Source organism: Ancylomarina salipaludis (assembly GCF_004122035.1).
Classification (GTDB): Bacteria; Bacteroidota; Bacteroidia; order Bacteroidales; family Marinifilaceae; genus Ancylomarina; species Ancylomarina salipaludis.
In genome coordinates this window covers 162712-180818 of the sequence record NZ_SAXA01000002.1, presented here as the reverse complement: position 1 = coordinate 180818, position 18107 = coordinate 162712, and the positions used below count along the sequence as shown (strand labels likewise).

The following is an 18107-nucleotide window of genomic DNA, read 5'->3' as shown; positions in this document are numbered from 1 at the left end:
TAATACTGAGTTATGTACGTATCTCCAATTCGAGAACCTCTAATAAAGGGAAACAAAACTTATAGCCAAATCACCCAGGATATTGCTGCTCCTATTGAGGGCAAACCTGGAAAAGCTTGGTATATGGGTCTAACCATAAGTTTATCAGCCATGTTTTTTGGGCTTGCCATGATGGGTTATACTGTATGGGAAGGTATAGGATCCTGGGGACTCAATCGAACCATTGGTTGGGGTTGGGGAATCACCAATTTTGTTTGGTGGGTCGGGATCGGACATGCCGGAACTTTTATATCTGCTATTCTTTTACTCTTCCGTCAAAAATGGAGAACAAGTATTAACCGTTCAGCTGAAGCCATGACCATATTTGCCATCTTGTGTGCAGGTCTCTTTCCATTAATTCATATGGGACGTCCTCTATTGGCATTTTTTGTATTCCCTTATCCCAACACACGCGGCTTGTGGGTCAACTTTAACTCTCCCCTTTTATGGGATGTTTTTGCTATATCAACCTATTTATTGGTCTCACTCTTATTCTGGTATATGGGACTGATTCCTGATATCGGAACCATGCGCGACAGGGTGAGTTCAAAAATAAAAAAATACGTTTATGGTTTACTCAGCTTTGGATGGACAGGATCGGTAAAACACTGGCAACGACACGAAAAACTAAGTCTCATACTGGCCGGTATCGCCGCACCTCTCGTTCTTTCAGTTCATAGTATTGTAAGTGCTGACTTTGCCACCTCGATTATTCCGGGCTGGCACACCACCATATTTCCCCCTTACTTTGTAGCTGGTGCCATCTTTTCCGGTTTTGCCATGGTACTGACTCTTTTGGTTGTAACACGTAAGGTTCTCAATTTGGAAAACTACATCACACTTGCACATATTGAGTCAATGAATAAAATTATCATTGCCACAGGATCAATCGTGGGAATTGCATATATGACCGAACTCTTTATCTCATGGTACTCTGGTGTGGAATATGAGCAATACGCCTTTCTTAATCGAGCTACAGGACCATATTGGTGGGCTTACGCCATCATGATGACTTGTAATGTGATTTCACCACAACTCCTCTGGTTCAGAAAACTGAGACGAAATCTCGTTTTTACCTTTATACTGTCAATCTTTATCAACATTGGTATGTGGTTCGAGCGTTTCGTTATCATCGTTACATCATTACATCGCGACTACCTACCGTCAAGTTGGTCGATGTATTCGCCAACAATTGTTGAAGTTGGAATCTTCATAGGTACACTCGGTTTATTTTTCTCATGTTTTCTATTATTCATTCGGGTATTTCCTGTGATTGCCATTGCAGAGATTAAAACTGTTGTGAAAAGCTCAGGTGAAAAAGAAACTAAAAACGAAACGCTATGAGAAGCTATATTTCAGCCTATTTCACAGATGAAGAAGATCTTTTGAGGGCAATCAAAATATTGATGGAAAAGAAAATATTGATACTTGATGTTTTAACACCTTTTCCAGTACATGGTATAGATAAAGTTTTGGGTTTAAAAGAATCCAAACTACCAACCGTTGGTTTTATTGCAGGAGCTATAGGAACACTTTTTGCTTTCGGTTTTCAAACCTGGGCTTTTGTGGTTGACTACCCCCTATTTATTGGAGGTAAACCACATTTTTCTATTCCTGCTTTTATACCCATCACCTTTGAAGTTACTGTGCTATTTGCTGCCTTTGCGATGGTATTTGCTTTTCTTTTCAGATCAAAATTAGGTTTGGGTGCCAAGAATAAAATTCACGATGAAAGAATAACTGATGATCGTTTCGTCATCATCATTGAGGCAAATGAAAATGATGAGTATTTTAATAATGTAAAGGCCATCTTAGAGCAAGAAGAGGCTCATGAAATTCAACTCAAAGAGCATAAATAGTTAATTCAAAATCATAAGCTGATGGACACGAATTATATCTTATCAAAAAAAACAAAACAAGTATTTTTATCCATATCTGTTATTGGTATTCTCCTGATTGCGCTTAGTTTTCTTTTTGAGAATCCAGAAAGCAAACAAGTTTGGATGAATGTTTTACTTAACAACCTATACTTCCTGTTTCTTTCTCTTTTTGGAGTCTTATTTATCGCTCTCCATAAAATTGCACATTCTGGGTGGCATGTAAGTCTAAAGCGAATACCTGAAGCTCTAAGCACTTTCCTGCCCTATTCAGCGGCACTTATGTTCTTGCTAATTTTTGGCATGCACGATTTGTATCACTGGTCACATCATGATCTACATGATCCAATCATAGAAGGAAAATCAGCCTACCTGAATCTGCCATTTTTCTTTATCCGCATGGCTGTTTATTTCACAGGATGGATAGGACTCAGCTATTTACTGCGTAAAAACTCAGCTTCGCAAGATTTATCAAATGACTATAAATTCCACAAACAAGGTCGGATTTTAGCTGCCTTATTTATGGCATTCTTTGCCGTAACGAGTTCAACAATGAGTTGGGATTGGATTATGTCTGTGGATCCGCACTGGTTTAGTACTCTGTTTGGATGGTTTGTCTTTATTGGGCTTTTTGTATCAGGCGTAGCTGCTTTTATTCTGATTATAGCCTTACTCAAGGCTCAAGGCTATCTCAATTTTGTTAATAAAGAACACCTTCATGATTTGGGTAAATATCTTTTTGGCTTTAGCATCTTTTGGATGTACCTCTGGTTTTTCCAGTACATGCTGATTTGGTACAGCCATATTCCTGAAGAGACAATCTATTTTGCACAAAGATTACACGGATTTCCGATTCTCTTTTTTACCATACTCATTTTAAACTTTCTCTTTCCATTCCTGGCTTTGATGACCAGGAATTCAAAACGAAATATCAAATGGTTAGCTATGGTTGCTGCTGTTGTTCTAATCGGTCAATGGCTAAACATTTACCTCATGTTAAGCCCGGGTATAATGGGTGAGACAGCTAAAATAGGTCTAATTGAAATAGGTTCGGCCTGCTTATACCTTGGAGGCTTCCTATTTGTAGTATTAAATGCTCTTTCGAAAAAACCATTATTATGCAAAAATGATCCTTTCCTTGAAGAAAGCTTCCATTACGAAACATAAACGTCTTATAAAAAGTCCATATTATGCTTAAACTTACTTCATTTATAAGTCTATTATTTTTAACTATAATCTTTCTCTCAGCTTGTGATAGGGATAGAAATCATCCTGGTCATTCCTATTTCCCGGATATGGTAAAATCTCGTGCCTATGAAAGCTACTCAGAAAACCCAAATTTCGCGGATAGTACATCAGCACGTCTACCTGTTAATGGAACAATTCCAAGAGGGATTATACCCTTTGATTTTGAAAAAACATTAGAAGACAGAGCACTCGCAGGCCAAATATTTTTCAATCCCCAAAAGATGAAATTGAAAGACGTCAAAGAAGGTAAAGAGCTTTATAAAGTCTTCTGCTACAACTGTCATGGACTAAAAGGGAATGGTATGGGCTATTTATTTACAAGTGACCGTTTTACTTACCAACCTGCCAGCCTGATATCAGATAAAATGATGAATGCGCCAAGAGGAGAATTCTTCCATGTAATTACACTTGGCTATGGTATTATGGGTGCTCATGGATCACAAATAACTCCTGAAGACCGTTGGAAGATTATTGAATATATCAAAGTTAAACTTCAAGGAAAAAAACTAGGAGAACGTACCATATCAGTTATTGACGACAGTCCTAAAGAAAGCATAGCTGACTTTGAAGCTCGATTGTCAAAGCTATATCCAAATCAAAAAGGAGTTGGCCCTGTTAAAAGCTTAAGCTTAGAAACTATTAATAACAAGATGGCTGAAGAAGGACAAAAGATTTATAAGCAAATGTGTTCGAGTTGTCACAAGCCTACAAAACGATACATTGGTCCCGCTCCTATAGGTATTCTTGAAAGACGAACGCCGGAATGGGTTATGAATATGATTCTTAATCCTAAGGAAATGGTTGCTAAAGATCCAATTGCCAAGGAATTATTGGGGCGATATATATCCCCAATGGCCGACCAAAATTTAAGTGAAGAAGAAGCCAGAAAAGTTCTTGAATATTTCAGAACATTAAAATAATCCCAATTTAATAACCTATAAATTAATTGAAATGGAAAAGTCAAAATTTAAGTGGTTAGCGTATCTATTTATCATGGGTTTTATCGTTTCTGCCTGTGGTGATAACTCAAAACAACAATCGAAAGGAGCATTTGGAGATCAGGATGTGGCCTCCCAAGTATATGTATCGCCTGGAGAATACGATGAGTTTTACGCCTTTATGTCAGGTGGATTTAGTGGCCAGGTAAGTGTGTATGGTTTGCCTTCAGGGCGATTATTCAAGGTGATTCCTGTTTTTTCAGTAGACGCTGAAAAAGCCTATGGTTTTAATGAAGAAACCAAACCGATGTTGAATACCTCTTTGGGTTTTATTCCTTGGGATGATTCTCATCATCCTGAATTATCTCAAACTAATGGCGTGCCTGATGGTCGTTGGTTATTCATTAATGGTAATAATACACCACGAGTTGCACGTATAGATTTAACGACTTTTGAAACTGCAGAAATTCTTGAAATCCCTAATAGTGGTGGGAATCACAGTTCTCCTTTTATTACGGAAAACTCGGAATATTTAGTCGCTGGAACTCGATTTAGTGTACCTATTCCACAGAAGGATGTGAGTATAAAATCATATAAAGAAAATTTCAAAGGTTCTTTATCTTATATTAAAATTGCTGATGATGGAGAGATGAGTGTTGCTTTCCAGATCTTGGTTCCTGGTTACGATTATGATTTAGCACATTCTGGTAAAGGAAAATCTCATGGATGGACCTTCTTCACCACGTACAATACCGAAGAGAGTAATACATTACTCGAAATTGGAGCATCACAACGTGACAAAGATTATATTGCTGCTGTTAACTGGAAAAAGGCCGAAGAATATATTGCAGCAGGAAAAGCTAAAACAATGCCTGCTAACTATGCACACAACACTTACGATGAGCATAGCCATATGGCAAAATCTGAAATGCTTAAGGAAGTTAAAGTTCTTATTCCGCAAGAATGTCCTGGTTTAATCTATTATTTACCGACTCCAAAATCACCACATGGTGTTGATGTTGATCCTAGCGGTGAATATATTGTAGGTAATGGTAAACTGTCATCGGATCTTACCGTTCATTCATTCTCAAAAATGTTAAAAGCCATAGAGAATGATGATTTTGATGATGAAGTCGATGGGATTCCTGTAATTAATTTTGAAAGTGTAGTAGCAGGTTCTGTTAAAAGTACAGGTTTAGGACCACTTCATACCGAATTCGATGGCAAAGGAAATGCCTATACCACTTTCTTTATCTCTTCAGAGGTTATAAAATGGAAAATTGGTACTTGGGAAGTACTCGATCGCGTTCCAAGTTATTACTCAGTTGGACACTTAATGATTCCTGGTGGGGATTCAAAAGCACCTTTCGGAAAATACTTGGTTTCATTAAATAAGATTACGAAAGATCGTTTTCTCCCTACTGGTCCTGAATTAACACAGTCAGCACAGTTATTCGATATTACTGGCGATAAAATGAAGCTCTTACTGGATTTCCCTACAATTGGTGAGCCTCACTATGCTCAGGCTATTCCAGCAGATATTATCATGAAAAATTCCGTGAAATATTACAAACTTGACGAGAATAAGCATCCTCATAAAATTACTTCTGAAGATGAAGCGAAAGTCGTACGTAAAGGTAATGTGGTTCGCGTCTATATGAGTTCTATTCGTTCACACTTTGCTCCTGATAATATAGAGGGAGTTAAAGTCGGAGATAAAGTTTATTTCCACCTGACTAATCTGGAACAAGATTGGGATGTACCCCATGGTTTTGCAGTAATGGGAGCTAGAACTTCAGAGATATTAGTGATGCCAGGTCAGACGGAAACATTGGTTTGGGAACCTCAAAATCCCGGAGTCTATCCATTCTATTGCACCGATTTCTGTTCAGCTCTTCATCAGGAAATGCAAGGTTACATTCGCGTTTCTCCTAAAAATTCTAAAGTGGAGTTAAAGTGGAGTGTTGGAGAATTTGATGAGTAAAATACAATTCCGGAAAGGATAAGCTATTATTCTTTCCGGAAATAAATCTTAATTAAATCTACAAGATGATATCTAATTTGCTCGTAAAAGAAAATAGATCCAGATTGTTTATGCTTTTAGCATCCTTAATGCTTATGGGCTTGTTTCTTTTTCCTCTTTGGAAAATAAGACTCGAAGCTGCCCAATATCCCAATGGGGTAAACATGTATATCTGGATTAACAAAATTACAGGAGACACACCAAGTACATTGCAAAATATAAATATTCTCAATCATTATATTGGGATGCAGTACATTAAACCAGATTCAATTCCTGAGCTCAAATATTTCCCTTTTGTCGTCATCATCATGTCTTTATTGGGCATTGTCGTTGCATTTTCAAAGAAGAGAAAGCTATTTATCACTTGGGGAATTATACTCTTAGTGTTGGGTATACTGGGCATTTACGATTTTTATTTATGGGAATACGATTATGGACACAACCTGAGTCCTAATGCCCCTATCAAAATCCCTGGAATGGTTTATCAACCTCCTTTATTGGGATCAAAAATGCTATTAAATTTTAATGCTATTTCATTACCACATACAGGCTCCTTATTCTTAGGATTTGCCATGGTTTTCAACTTTTTATCCTTTACATTATTATGGAAAAAAAAATAGGTCATTACAGCCTCATCTTAATATTCATTCTAGCTCTAACTTCGTGTCAGCCTAAAGAAAAAGCTATAGCATATGGGCAAGACCAATGCCAGCATTGTAGAATGATGATTGTAGAAAAACAATATGGCTCCGAGTTAGTATCAAAAAAAGGAAAAGTTTATACGTTCGATTCAATTGAGTGTTTGATAGATTATCTCCAAACAGATAATATTGACGAAAACGAAATTGCACTCTCTTTGGTCACCTCGTTTAATCAACCTGAAGCATTAAGATCCGTTAAGGATTCATATTACCTGCACTCACTAAAACTTCCAAGCCCTATGGGGATGTTTTTAACAGCCTTTGAAAGTGAAGAAGCTGCAATGGCTGCTAAAGAAAAGTTTGGAGGAAAAGTGATGAACTGGGATAACTTACTCAAAGAATATAGCTCATTAAAATAAACTGCATTGCAAAGATTATTATTGATTCTATTCAGTCTTTTTATTGCCTATAGTACGATAGGCTCAGAACTTCGTGTGGGTAAAAACCAGGTTTTTCATTCTATCGAAATGGCTTTAAAAATGAGCCAGTCCGGAGATACCATTTTTGTAGAAAAAGGCATATACATTGAACCCAATCTTTTAATCCAACATCCAATAAGCCTTATTGGAATTAATTACCCTACAATAGAAAACAATAAGCAACAGGAAATTATTACGGTAGAATCTGATAGCGTTAGCATCATCGGTTTACACCTACAGAATATTAAAGTCAGTTATATTAATGATTATGCAGCCATAAAAGTTAATAGACAGAAGCATTGTGTCTTTGAAAACAATCGTTTGGAAAACACCTTCTTCGGGATATTCTTAAAGCATTCAAAAGATTGTATTATTCGCAACAACTATATTAAGGGAAATGCTAAAAACGAGATGTCCTCAGGTAATGCAGTTCACCTCTGGTATTGTAAAAATATTCTGGTAGAGAAAAATCAAGCCAGAAATCATCGTGACGGGATTTATCTCGAATTTGTTGATAATAGCATTGTGAAAAATAATATCGTTGCCGATAACATTCGCTATGGATTGCATTTCATGTTCTCAGATCACGACGAATACCGTGGAAACACATTTCGTTCAAATGGTGCTGGTGTTGCTGTGATGTTCTCAAAGTATATTAAAATGCAAAACAATCATTTTGAGTTCAACTGGGGCAGTGCTTCATATGGGTTACTTCTGAAAGATATTACTGATAGTGAAATCACGAATAATATTTTCAAACAAAATACAATTGCCATTTATATGGAAGGAGCCAATCGAGTCGATATTCATAAGAATGAATTCAACAGTAATGGTTGGGCAATGAAAATATATGGCAGTAGTATGTACAATAAAATTAATCAAAACAATTTTCTCAATAATAGCTTTGAACTCGGAGTTAGTGGCAAGTCAGAGAGTAACAATTTCGATGGGAATTACTGGAGCTCACATACAGGTTACGATTTAAATAAAGATGGAACGGCTGATATACCTTATCGCCCTGTTAAACTATTTTCCCGAATTATTAGCAGAATTCCATCTACAAGTATTCTAATGAGAAGTTTATTAATTGACATTATTGATTTTGCTGAAAAAGTAAATCCCGTCCTAACACCTGATAATTTAAAGGACCATCGCCCATCAATGAAAATTATAGACTATGATAAGAATTGAGAATTTAAGTAAAGCCTATCATAAAAATCAAGTTTTAAAGGATGTCAATATTAAACTCGATTCGAATAAGATAATTGCCATTTTAGGTCCTAATGGATCGGGAAAAACTACACTTATCAAATCTATTCTGGGATTAGTAATAGCTCAGGAAGGAGATGTGAAATTCAATGATCAATCGATAGTTGGTGAGTGGGAATATCGAAAACAAATATCCTATCTGCCTCAAATAGCACGCTTCCCAGAGAATTTGAAAGTTTTAGAGCTTATTGCACTGGTTAAAGACATTCGCCAACAAGAAGCCAGGGATAATGAACTAATTCAATATTTTGGCTTGGAGAACGAGCTTAAAAAGCCTCTACGTAATCTCTCAGGAGGAACAAGACAAAAGGTTAATATGGTTTTAGCATTTATGTTCGATTCACCCGTTATAATTCTGGATGAACCAACAGTAGGACTCGACCCGGTAGCCATTAGTCGATTTAAAGAACTTTTAGAAAGAGAAAAAGCTAAAGGGAAATTGATCATTTTCACCACACACATTATGAGTTTGGTTCAGGAAATTTCTGATGAAATAATCTTCTTGCTTGAGGGAGATATCTACTTTCAAGGATCAGTCCAAGACTTGATTAATCAAAATGGATCTACAAAGCTAGAGTCCGCGATTACAAATCTAATTGAAAATAGCCATGCTTAAAATATTTAAATATAGCCTCTTCGACCTCATTCGATCCAATTGGAGTATTGCTTACCTTGCTTTTTATCTAATGGTAAGCTCTTCCATTATTTATATGAATGGAGATATCACAAAATCAATTATTAGTATGATGAATGTGATTCTCTTATTAATCCCCTTAGTGGCTACAGTTTTTGGTGCTATTTACATGTACAATTCCCGTGAATTCACAGAGCTACTTCTCTCCCAGCCCATTAAAAGGAAGTCAATATTCCTGGGGCAATATTTTGGCTTAGCCGTTTCATTATCCTTAAGTTTCATCCTTGGGGTAGGCTTACCCTTTATTATCCGTGGGATTATTACAAGCCCCGAATTATCCAATTTCTTAGTTTTAATAGGCGTTGGGCTCATCCTCAACTTTATCTTCTCTTTACTTAGCTTTATGGTGGCACTCCGTTTCGAAAATCGAATTAAGGGCTTTGGGCTTTCTCTTTTCATCTGGCTGTTCATGTCGATTATTTACGATGGTATTTTATTACTTATTCTAATCTGGTTTGAATCCTACCCAACAGAGAATTTAGCCATCACACTTACCCTTATGAACCCTATTGACTTAGGAAGAGTTCTAATCATGTTATTTTTAGACACATCAGCATTAATGGGATACACTGGAGCTGTTTTTTATAATTTCTTTGGAGTTTGGCAAGGTATTTTGCTTTCTATTGCAGCCTTATCAGTTTGGTTATTATTCCCCATCTACATTTTACTCAGATACATCAAGAAAAAAGATTTCTAAGCAAAAACAAAAATCAAAAAAAAACTCATAAAACGAATAAACGTCTTATGAGTTTTTTTGAGCTTTCATTTTTTAAGAGGCTTAGTGATTGACCCCAAAAATTACTATAGGAAACTTATTTCAGGGTCTTCATAAATTCAATAATTTCTTTGATATCCTCTTCTTTTAATTCATTTTTATATGATAGCATCAACCCTTTTTTAAAACCCTTTACAACATCATCGTTCGGATTATATATTGAGTTCATCACATAAGCACTATCAACCACAACTTTCCTTTCAACCCCATTGGTCAATACGGTTTCTTCTGAGCCGAATAATCCTTTCCAAGTCGGGCCAACTATTTTAGACCCGTCTAAAGAGTGACAGGCCAAACAGCCATTCATTTGTACAATTCTCAAGCCAAGGGCTCCGGGTTTATCAGTTATTATAGAGGCCACAACTGTTGTATCTACATACCATTTATCAAACTTATCAGAATCCATCACAACAACAGATGTAGCCATTGAAGAATGTGAAAGACCGCAATACTCAGTACAAAACAAATCAAAATCGCCTTCTCGTCCTGCTTTAAACCACATAAACTGATCTTTACCTGGTACTATATCTTGTTTCAACCGAAAAGCCGGAATATACAAACTGTGAATCACATCCAAGGCAACCAAATCCAATTTTACATCTCGGTCTTTAGGAACATACAAGGTATCGGTTACTTTTCCATTCTCATACTGAAACTGCCAATGCCACATACGGGCAATACTCTTAATTACGAATGCATCATCCGGAACTTCTTTCATGGGTTTATAGCCCATCCAGCCAAAATAAAACATGACCATGACCAAAGCCGTTGGAATCAATGTCCATACAATTTCGAGTACAACATTTCCATGAATTTGTTCTGCTTTAGGATGCTTCGATTTTCTATATCGAAAAACAAAATAGATCATTGTCGCTGTAATCCCTATCAGGAAAAAAGAGATTATTCCAAATATGATCATAAATGAAGTATCTACTCCTTTTACAAAATTGGATGCATCAGCCACTCCTTTTGAAAACATAAGCTATCGGTATAAATAATCTAAAAACGTTACTAAGATGACAATCATCAACAATAAAATAATTCCAGCCGTCATCAGTGCATAGACTTTCTTATCAAACTTTAAATGCATAAAATACATCAATACCAAGATCGATTTTAAAACTGCAAAAATTAAAGCCGCGGTTACTGAATAAACCCCTAAATCGATTTGTGTAATTCCCACTGAACTGAATGTGAACACCAGTAACACAATCAAAACAACGACAAAAGTTTTGTATTTTACGATATGAGCATGTTGTCCATTCTCCATAGTGTCTGTTTTTAAGTGATAAGGTAAAATAATGGAAACAAGAAAATCCAAATTAAATCGACAAGATGCCAATACAAAGCACTGTTTTCCAAAATCACATAGTCATCGTATTTCACATCATCCGTTTTCACTAACCACATCACATAGCCAATAAAAGTGACGCCAACAATAATGTGCAGAGCGTGTAAACCCGTCATGGCATAATACAAACCAAAAAATAAAATTTCCCCCTGGCTACTTTGATGCAGAATCTCACTTCCCGGGAAAATACCATGAGAAATCTTACCTGTCCATTCAAAATATTTGTTCACCAAAAAAAGTAGAGCCAGCAAAACTGTTATCCCCATCAAGATTAAAGTGAGTCGTTTCCTTTTCAATTGAATAGACGTGATGGCCATAGCAATCGTCATACTGCTCACTAATAGAATAACCGTATTGGCTGTCCCAATGAAAATATCCAATTCTTCAGCAGCCATATGAAAGGCCATTGGATTTAAATATCGATATACCGAATAGACAATGAATAGGCCGCCAAAAAGTAAGAGCTCCGTGAAAATAAAAATCCACATCCCTGTTTTGGCACCTTCGTCATCACGATGTTCATCAATCTGAGTGTGATCATTCATAATCATAAGGATCTTGAGTTACAATAGGAATTTCTTCAAAATTTTCTAGACTTGGCGGACTGTCTACCGTCCACTCTAATGTTTTCCCTTTCCAGGGATCCTTTTCGGCTTTAGCTCCATGTCGGGCTGACCGGACTAAATTGGTAATCACAATTATTAAACCCGTTATCATCAACATAGCTCCCATTGAAGAGACTATATTGGGCCCGTGAAATCGTTCCACATAATCGTAATAACGACGTGGCATGCCTGTTATACCAAGATAAAACATGGGAAGATACAAGGTATTGAAGCCTGTAAAGAAAATAGCTAAACCAATATTAGCCCAGGATTTATCGTACATTCGCCCAAACATCTTAGGGAACCAGTAATGCAAAGCTCCAAAGAAAGCAAAGCCCGTCCCTCCAAAAACAATATAGTGGAAATGCGCTACCACAAAAGCGGTATCGTGCAAATGAACATTAGCAGAAAGCGCCCCCAAAACCATACCTGATAAACCTCCAATCATAAAAACAAACAAGAAACAAAACGCCCATAAAAAGGGTGTTTGCAAATCGATAGATGCTTTATGAAGGGTAGCCACCCAGTTGAAAATTTTAATGGCACTGGGAATAGCCACAAGGAAGGTTAAAATTGAAAAGGTATAAAGTGCAACTCCACTCATTCCTGAAGTAAACATATGATGTCCCCATACAAAATATCCCACGAAAGCAATGGCGAGAGTAGATACAACAATTGCCGTATAACCAAATATCGTTTTGCGTGCAAATGTTGGAATAATCTCAGATATTACCCCCATTGCAGGCAGAATCATAATGTATACGGCCGGATGAGAATAGATCCAAAACAGGTGTTGATACAGAATAGGATCCCCCCCCAAAGACGGATCGAAAAATCCAATTTGAAGCGTTCTTTCCAAAACAACCATCAACAAGGTAATTCCAACGATTGGGGTAGCCAGAACCTGAATCCAGGCCGTTCCGTATAGTGCCCATGGGAACAATGGCATTTTCATCCATTTCATTCCAGGGGCCCTCAAACGGTGTATAGTCACAATAAAGTTAAGCCCGGTAACTATAGACGAAAACCCCAAAACGAATGCCCCCGTAACGGCAGGCAACATATTAGTTCCCGTTCTGAAACTATATGGGGCGTAAAACGTCCAGCCTGTATCAGGTGCTCCATCTCCCAGAAATTGAGATGAAAGCGCAATAAAGGCTCCTGCAATATAAATCCACCATGAAAAAAGATTCAATTTTGGGAATGCGACATCTTTTGCACCGATCATGATAGGAAGAAAGAAATTACCAAAAACAGCTGGTAAACCCGGCACCACAATTAAAAAGATCATTGTGATACCATGAAGGGTAAAAAAACTATTATAGGTTTGCGCTCCCATAATGGTTCTACCGGGGGCAATAAGCTCTAATTTCATCATCAAACCAAGCGTAGCCGCTATAGAAAAAAAGACGAGCATACTATACAAATATAAAAGCCCAATTCGCTTATGATCGGTAGAAAAAATCCAGGCAAATATGCCCTTAAATCGACCTTGATATTCCAGGAAACTCGGGGTAGGAGCCTGTTTCATTGTTTCTGTCATAGTCTAATTCTTAGGGTAGTTTCTTTTTCGTGGTTTACGGATGATTAATACAAGGAAAACAATTAGTCCGAGACTCAGTATTAATGTTCCACTCAGACGGGTTACGTTTAAAACATAAGCCTTTCCAACAGGATCGTAGGAATAACAAAACTGAAGAATTTTATTCATTGTCGGACCGGAATGCCCTTTAGAAGCCTCAATTAAGGCTAATTTGAATTCAAAAGGCAAAAAATAGGTGCCATTTAAGTAACGGGTAATCTTACCATTGGGACTTAAAACAATAACAGTAGCTGCATGCGTAAAATCAGTCCCTGCTTTAATATATTTAAAGCCAAGCGCTTCGGTTACTCTTGCGATATTCGCACTATCTGAGGTGAAAAATCGCCAGCCATCATCTGTATTCTGATTCGTTATCAGACTTTGGTAATTCTTTTTCTTTTTAATAGCCAGATCGATTTTCTCACGCGGATCGAATCCTATTGTAATCACCTGATAATCCTCTGCCAGTTTCATATCCAATTTCTGGATCACATCGGCAACGCCATCCATTAATGGAGTACAAATACCCGGACATCTGAAATAAACAAAGATCAGAGCTGTCGGTTTGTCAATCTGGTCCTTCAAATTAACCATCTTTCCATCTTCATTCATCAATTGAATATCAGATGGAACAAATTCATCAAGATGTTCTATAATTCCAACTTCTACTTGCTTCTTAACATCCTGACTAAACAAAATCTGCAAATACAGAAAACAGGTAAAAAATAACAAAAGTGATAATTTCATTTGAACTCCTCCTTGGATTAATATGATGAGATACTTGAATTACAACTTGATTACCTTTAAATATAATAAATAATACTTGCAGCTGAAAAAGAAATCACAACTACTTCTGAAACAAGACATAAAATAACATCAAAACTGATATTTCATGCCTGTTTGAAATTCTAATTTAATTGATTATTATTTGTAATAATTTGCGGAATTATGTCCTGAAAATAATTTTATGGATACAATCAGAACCCTGAGAATGCCAAAACCTTCATGACAGATATTTAAAACTCTTTGATATCAGAGGAAATGAACTTATTTTTAAAATCAAACTCTAGCTACGATGACAAAATTCAAACTCATTTTTATTATCCTTTCGGTATTTTCAGTTTTTTCGTGCACCAATACTGAGAAAAAATCAATCCCAAACAAGAAAGTCGTTCCAAAGCTGGAAATGGAACAGGGAGGACAAATATTCAGGGCCAAATGTATGAACTGTCACAAAAGAAACGGAGAAGGCCTGGATCCTACATATCCCCCTTTAGCCAAGTCTGATTTTTTGAAAAACAATATTGAAGATGCAGTGCGAATGGTTAAGTTTGGGAGTAGTCAGAAAATTAAAGTCAATGGTGTGACGTACCAGTCGTATATGCCCGAGTCGGGACTCAGTGATGAGGATTTAAGATTGGTTTTTAATTACATCCTAAATTCATGGGGTAACGAATATGGCAACCTGGATCTCGAAACAATAAAAGCTATCAAAAAGAAAAGATAGAAAACAGTTTCACAACTCTAATCTATCCTTTGGTATTGGCTTGTCAGAAAATTACAATCAGCTCTGAATCACACTTGGTTTAAACAATTCGTGATTTTTGCGTATTTTCTTAACAGACAGAACCTGAAAAGTTTCTTCACCCGTACTTTCGCTTATTTTACGGACTGCCCGTTTGCTCGATTGATAGTGCTTCGGGTAATGACAGCTTTTGTATTTTTTTCCACTATTACAATAACACTTCTCATTTCGTTCGATTTTCACATAATAAAAATCTTCAGTATCCGAACGAAACAGACTAAGGACGGCATCTAGAAAGTTCATAATATTTAGGTTTATTTGGGTTAATTGATTTCTTTAAATTAAGAGTAATCTTTAACAAAATCAAATAAAAAAAATGAGTCAAAACAGATACCCCATTTTGACTCATTTTATATTTATCTCAACTTTAGACTAATGACAACAGGATGGCACAGTCTCTTCTGCTTGTTCAACAGGAATTGTCATAGCTTTTTCCGGTGGACTCAAATAAGGAATCCCCAGACTTAAGCCTCGAAGTATAAATAAAACACCAATAAATACAATGGCATATGGAATAACGCGTGTCAGTTTTTTTCGCAACTCAAGCGTGATTAAATTACCAATTAGTGAAACAGCTAATAGCATAGGAATGGTACCTAGGCCAAAAACAAACATGAATAAACTCCCACTATAAAACGAACCTGTCGCAATGGCACCTGCTATTGCAAAATAAACCAAGCCACATGGCAACAGGCCATTCAACAGACCAATCAGAAATAAAGAAAAATGACTGCTTTGAGTAAATAGTTTTCTTAAACCTACTTTTACTTTGCCTACAAATCCGAACACCGATTTCTCGGTATCGAACCTGTTTTTGTACAGATTAGGTACCAAAACTGATACAATCATAATAGCTCCCATAATAATGGATACCCATTGCTGAAAACCACTCATCACAAGCCCCTGTCCCAAAAGACCAAAAACAGCTCCCATTATGGCATAGGTGACTGCCCGACCAATATTATAAATAAGCCCACCTAATATTCGAATGAGCCATGAATCCGTTTTCAATGGTATTGCCAAAGCAATAGGACCACACATGCCCACACAATGAAAACTACCCAAAAGACCAAGAGTCAATGCTGATAAATAAATCATCTTATTGTATTTTATAAGTTTTTGAGCCTCTGATATTACTTCGAAAGATAAATTGCTTCTTCCTGATAATACGCTTTATTCTGATGAGTCCAATCAATCTTCACGGCATATCGTCCTTTAATCAATCTGTCTGCATTAAACTCCTGAAGACCGGAAGCATCTAAAATAATATCTGAGCGCAAGTCATTATCTGAATTTGAAGGACGATAAAAAATAACGCTACCATTGACATCTGTTCTCATTTGCTCGGGAAATTGAACTCTTATAACGCCCGCATTCTGAGAAATGACAACTTTTTCTTTCAAAGACTGAGCATTCTTTATCTTATCAATCTGAGCCTGATATTTCATTTCCAAAGGATAATAATCCTTTGAAACCAAATTGATATCCTGAGTGGTACTGAAACCAACAAAAGACAAAATACCAATCACATATATCGAAATAAACATAGCTAGCTTACTTCCCCAATTTAATTTTTTCATATCCTGAATTCTATAATCTAATTGGGTCCTACAAAAGTTAAATCGACTATTTCAATCAATCGCTCCTTTGCGAATACTCCAATTTGTATTTGTGTCTTATCTGTTAAAACTGTTTTTTTAGGCAATTTGGCAAAAAACGTTCCCTCATGTATTGAACTTGCTGCTGCATTAAAGGTCTCTCCAATAATCTGTATTTCACCCTTTTTATCAAGAATTTTAAAAGAAACGGGTAAATCTTCAGTTGTTTTATTCACAATTTTAAAACTGTACATATTGCTAATAATCCCTTCTGAAGGTTCCTGATACATTAAACCCGGAGTACGAAGGATAATCGTTTCCAGATCGTTCCTCGAAGCAAACAAACCGATCACAACACAAAGCAAAACTGCAAGTACACTCGTATAAGCAATCTTACGAGCCGGCCATTTCTTTTTAATTCCTTCCGCAATATTTTTCTCAGAATCGAAACGGATCAGCCCTTTGGGTTTTCCTTGCCAGACCATCACTGAATTACATGCATCGATACAAGCTGTACAATTGATACATTCAAGCTGTGTCCCGTCACGGACATCAATTCCCGTTGGACAAACATCAACACAATCGTAGCAGTCGATGCAATCCCCCTTATTCTCTGCGTCTCTATCCTCACCGGCTTCCAGCGGAGCTCTCTCCTCGCCACGCTTATAATCATACGCAACTACAATGGTATTTGAATCAAGCAAAACCCCTTGCAAACGGCCGTAAGGGCAAATCATAGCACAAACTTGTTCTCTCAATCGGGAGAAAACAAGATACATCACGACAGAAAAAAACAATAAAGCAACAAACAGAACGGAATTACCCGATGGATTTTGCCATAAATCCATCACAAAATCTACGCCTCTGATATAAGATAAAAAAGTACTCGAAATGGCCAAACAGATCAGATAAAACACAGTATGCTTACTTGTTTTCTTTACGAATTTCTCTGCATTCATCGACTGCGCATTCAACTTACGTTGTTGTTGAGGCGTTCCCTCAATCAAATACTCTATTCGACGAAAAATGAATTCCAAAAATACCGTTTGAGGGCATGCCCAACCACACCAAATTCGACCGTAACTAACCGTAAAGAGAACAATGAAAACAAAAAGAGTAATCATTGAAAAAAGAAAGATATGGAAATCCTGAGGCCAAAAATGCACCCCAAAAAGAATAAACTTTCGTTCAATTACATTTAGCAGAATCAAAGGATCCCCATTCAGTTTAATAAACGGAGTTACGAAAAGGATAGTCAGTAAAAAATAGCTAACCAAATTTCGATAGGTATACAGTCTCCCTTTGGGCTGTTTGGCATACACCCATCGTCTTTTCCCTTTTTTATTTAATGTTGCGAGTTGGTCTCGATACGTATTATCCGAATTCATGGGTATTTAGCTGTT

At 36.8% G+C, this 18107-nt stretch carries 20 protein-coding genes; 11 read left to right on the top strand and 9 right to left on the bottom strand.

From position 1 onward, the window contains the following. The first annotated feature begins 12 nt into the window (after nt 1–12). From nrfD to EO244_RS02965, 10 genes are all read left to right on the top strand, one after another. On the top strand, nt 13–1383 hold the full coding sequence (gene nrfD / locus EO244_RS03010; protein WP_129252799.1) for an NrfD/PsrC family molybdoenzyme membrane anchor subunit: 1371 nt from the start codon (nt 13–15) through the stop codon (nt 1381–1383). After that, nucleotides 1380–1898, top strand: a complete 519-nt coding sequence (locus EO244_RS03005; protein ID WP_129252797.1) for a DUF3341 domain-containing protein — start codon at nt 1380–1382, stop codon at nt 1896–1898. Before nrfD ends, EO244_RS03005 begins: the two co-directional genes overlap by 4 nt. Nucleotides 1899–1919: 21 nt before the next feature. Continuing rightward, the gene (locus tag EO244_RS03000; protein WP_129252795.1) at nt 1920–3083 is read left to right on the top strand and encodes a quinol:cytochrome C oxidoreductase; all 1164 of its coding nucleotides are present in this window, start codon (nt 1920–1922) and stop codon (nt 3081–3083) included. A gap of 23 nt (nt 3084–3106) precedes the next feature. After that, nucleotides 3107–4084 carry a c-type cytochrome gene (locus EO244_RS16990; RefSeq protein WP_206734471.1) on the top strand — a complete coding sequence of 326 codons (978 nt, stop codon included), beginning with the start codon at nt 3107–3109 and terminating at the stop codon, nt 4082–4084. Between the two features lie 31 nt (nt 4085–4115). After that, a complete protein-coding gene (gene nosZ / locus EO244_RS02990) occupies nt 4116–6086 on the top strand; it encodes a Sec-dependent nitrous-oxide reductase (protein ID WP_129252793.1) in 1971 nt (656 codons plus the stop codon). 110 nt (nt 6087–6196) lie between these two features. Further along, nucleotides 6197–6745 carry a hypothetical protein gene (locus EO244_RS02985; protein WP_206734470.1) on the top strand — a complete coding sequence of 183 codons (549 nt, stop codon included), beginning with the start codon at nt 6197–6199 and terminating at the stop codon, nt 6743–6745. Continuing rightward, nucleotides 6730–7185, top strand: a complete 456-nt coding sequence (locus EO244_RS02980; protein WP_129252789.1) for a nitrous oxide reductase accessory protein NosL — start codon at nt 6730–6732, stop codon at nt 7183–7185. The genes EO244_RS02985 and EO244_RS02980 overlap by 16 nt, the downstream gene beginning before the upstream one ends. Before the next feature lie 6 nt (nt 7186–7191). Further along, nucleotides 7192–8436 (top strand): nitrous oxide reductase family maturation protein NosD, encoded by a 1245-nt coding sequence (gene nosD / locus EO244_RS02975; protein ID WP_129252788.1) that lies wholly within the window; start codon nt 7192–7194, stop codon nt 8434–8436. Beyond that, nucleotides 8423–9130 (top strand): ABC transporter ATP-binding protein, encoded by a 708-nt coding sequence (locus tag EO244_RS02970; RefSeq protein ID WP_129252786.1) that lies wholly within the window; start codon nt 8423–8425, stop codon nt 9128–9130. Before nosD ends, EO244_RS02970 begins: the two co-directional genes overlap by 14 nt. Continuing rightward, nucleotides 9123–9905: an ABC transporter permease gene (locus EO244_RS02965; protein ID WP_129252784.1), complete on the top strand. Its 783-nt coding sequence runs from the start codon at nt 9123–9125 to the stop codon at nt 9903–9905. The genes EO244_RS02970 and EO244_RS02965 overlap by 8 nt, the downstream gene beginning before the upstream one ends. Nucleotides 9906–10020: 115 nt before the next feature. Here EO244_RS02965 and coxB read toward each other — a convergent pair whose 3' ends face one another. The 5 genes from coxB to EO244_RS02940 are packed head-to-tail and all read right to left on the bottom strand — an operon-like array spanning nt 10021 to nt 14268. Then, nucleotides 10021–10962, bottom strand: coding sequence for a cytochrome c oxidase subunit II (coxB, locus tag EO244_RS02960; protein WP_129252782.1), 942 nt, complete (start codon nt 10960–10962; stop codon nt 10021–10023). Between the two features lie 3 nt (nt 10963–10965). After that, entirely contained in the window at nt 10966–11253 is a 288-nt protein-coding gene (locus EO244_RS02955) for a cytochrome C oxidase subunit IV family protein (RefSeq protein ID WP_129252780.1), read from the bottom strand. A gap of 11 nt (nt 11254–11264) precedes the next feature. Further along, a complete protein-coding gene (locus EO244_RS02950) occupies nt 11265–11879 on the bottom strand; it encodes a cytochrome c oxidase subunit 3 family protein (RefSeq protein WP_129252778.1) in 615 nt (204 codons plus the stop codon). Then, complete coding sequence (locus EO244_RS02945) at nt 11872–13482, bottom strand: cytochrome c oxidase subunit I (protein WP_206734469.1); 1611 nt, start codon at nt 13480–13482, stop codon at nt 11872–11874. Before EO244_RS02945 ends, EO244_RS02950 begins: the two co-directional genes overlap by 8 nt. Nucleotides 13483–13485: 3 nt before the next feature. After that, a complete protein-coding gene (locus EO244_RS02940; RefSeq protein WP_129252776.1) occupies nt 13486–14268 on the bottom strand; it encodes an SCO family protein in 783 nt (260 codons plus the stop codon). A 328-nt stretch (nt 14269–14596) separates the two neighbouring features. On the opposite strand from EO244_RS02940, the gene EO244_RS02935 reads away from it, so the two are divergent. Then, on the top strand, nt 14597–15028 hold the full coding sequence (locus EO244_RS02935) for a c-type cytochrome (protein ID WP_129252774.1): 432 nt from the start codon (nt 14597–14599) through the stop codon (nt 15026–15028). A gap of 57 nt (nt 15029–15085) precedes the next feature. Here EO244_RS02935 and EO244_RS02930 read toward each other — a convergent pair whose 3' ends face one another. From EO244_RS02930 to ccoG, 4 genes are all read right to left on the bottom strand, one after another. Continuing rightward, nucleotides 15086–15349: an SEC-C metal-binding domain-containing protein gene (locus EO244_RS02930; RefSeq protein WP_129252772.1), complete on the bottom strand. Its 264-nt coding sequence runs from the start codon at nt 15347–15349 to the stop codon at nt 15086–15088. A 129-nt stretch (nt 15350–15478) separates the two neighbouring features. After that, nucleotides 15479–16204 carry a sulfite exporter TauE/SafE family protein gene (locus EO244_RS02925; protein ID WP_129252770.1) on the bottom strand — a complete coding sequence of 242 codons (726 nt, stop codon included), beginning with the start codon at nt 16202–16204 and terminating at the stop codon, nt 15479–15481. A gap of 35 nt (nt 16205–16239) precedes the next feature. Beyond that, a complete protein-coding gene (locus tag EO244_RS02920; protein WP_129252768.1) occupies nt 16240–16686 on the bottom strand; it encodes a FixH family protein in 447 nt (148 codons plus the stop codon). A 17-nt stretch (nt 16687–16703) separates the two neighbouring features. Further along, nucleotides 16704–18092, bottom strand: a complete 1389-nt coding sequence (gene ccoG / locus EO244_RS02915) for a cytochrome c oxidase accessory protein CcoG (RefSeq protein ID WP_129252766.1) — start codon at nt 18090–18092, stop codon at nt 16704–16706. Between the last annotated feature and the right edge of the window lie 15 nt (nt 18093–18107).

Excerpts from the sequence above, each read along its gene's own strand:
- EO244_RS02930 (WP_129252772.1), bottom strand. The coding sequence starts at position 15,349 with ATGAACTTTCTAGATGCCGTCCTTAGTCTGTTTCGTTCGGATACTGAA.
- EO244_RS02925 (WP_129252770.1), bottom strand. The coding sequence starts at position 16,204 with ATGATTTATTTATCAGCATTGACTCTTGGTCTTTTGGGTAGTTTTCAT.
- EO244_RS02955 (WP_129252780.1), bottom strand. The coding sequence starts at position 11,253 with ATGGAGAATGGACAACATGCTCATATCGTAAAATACAAAACTTTTGTC.
- EO244_RS03000 (WP_129252795.1), top strand. The coding sequence starts at position 1,920 with ATGGACACGAATTATATCTTATCAAAAAAAACAAAACAAGTATTTTTA.
- EO244_RS02985 (WP_206734470.1), top strand. The coding sequence starts at position 6,197 with ATGCTTTTAGCATCCTTAATGCTTATGGGCTTGTTTCTTTTTCCTCTT.
- ccoG (WP_129252766.1), bottom strand. The coding sequence starts at position 18,092 with ATGAATTCGGATAATACGTATCGAGACCAACTCGCAACATTAAATAAA.
- EO244_RS02935 (WP_129252774.1), top strand. The coding sequence starts at position 14,597 with ATGACAAAATTCAAACTCATTTTTATTATCCTTTCGGTATTTTCAGTT.
- EO244_RS02970 (WP_129252786.1), top strand. The coding sequence starts at position 8,423 with ATGATAAGAATTGAGAATTTAAGTAAAGCCTATCATAAAAATCAAGTT.
- EO244_RS16990 (WP_206734471.1), top strand. The coding sequence starts at position 3,107 with ATGCTTAAACTTACTTCATTTATAAGTCTATTATTTTTAACTATAATC.
- coxB (WP_129252782.1), bottom strand. The coding sequence starts at position 10,962 with ATGTTTTCAAAAGGAGTGGCTGATGCATCCAATTTTGTAAAAGGAGTA.
- EO244_RS02940 (WP_129252776.1), bottom strand. The coding sequence starts at position 14,268 with ATGAAATTATCACTTTTGTTATTTTTTACCTGTTTTCTGTATTTGCAG.
- EO244_RS03005 (WP_129252797.1), top strand. The coding sequence starts at position 1,380 with ATGAGAAGCTATATTTCAGCCTATTTCACAGATGAAGAAGATCTTTTG.
- nosZ (WP_129252793.1), top strand. The coding sequence starts at position 4,116 with ATGGAAAAGTCAAAATTTAAGTGGTTAGCGTATCTATTTATCATGGGT.
- EO244_RS02920 (WP_129252768.1), bottom strand. The coding sequence starts at position 16,686 with ATGAAAAAATTAAATTGGGGAAGTAAGCTAGCTATGTTTATTTCGATA.
- EO244_RS02945 (WP_206734469.1), bottom strand. The coding sequence starts at position 13,482 with ATGACAGAAACAATGAAACAGGCTCCTACCCCGAGTTTCCTGGAATAT.
- nrfD (WP_129252799.1), top strand. The coding sequence starts at position 13 with ATGTACGTATCTCCAATTCGAGAACCTCTAATAAAGGGAAACAAAACT.
- EO244_RS02980 (WP_129252789.1), top strand. The coding sequence starts at position 6,730 with ATGGAAAAAAAAATAGGTCATTACAGCCTCATCTTAATATTCATTCTA.
- EO244_RS02965 (WP_129252784.1), top strand. The coding sequence starts at position 9,123 with ATGCTTAAAATATTTAAATATAGCCTCTTCGACCTCATTCGATCCAAT.
- EO244_RS02950 (WP_129252778.1), bottom strand. The coding sequence starts at position 11,879 with ATGAATGATCACACTCAGATTGATGAACATCGTGATGACGAAGGTGCC.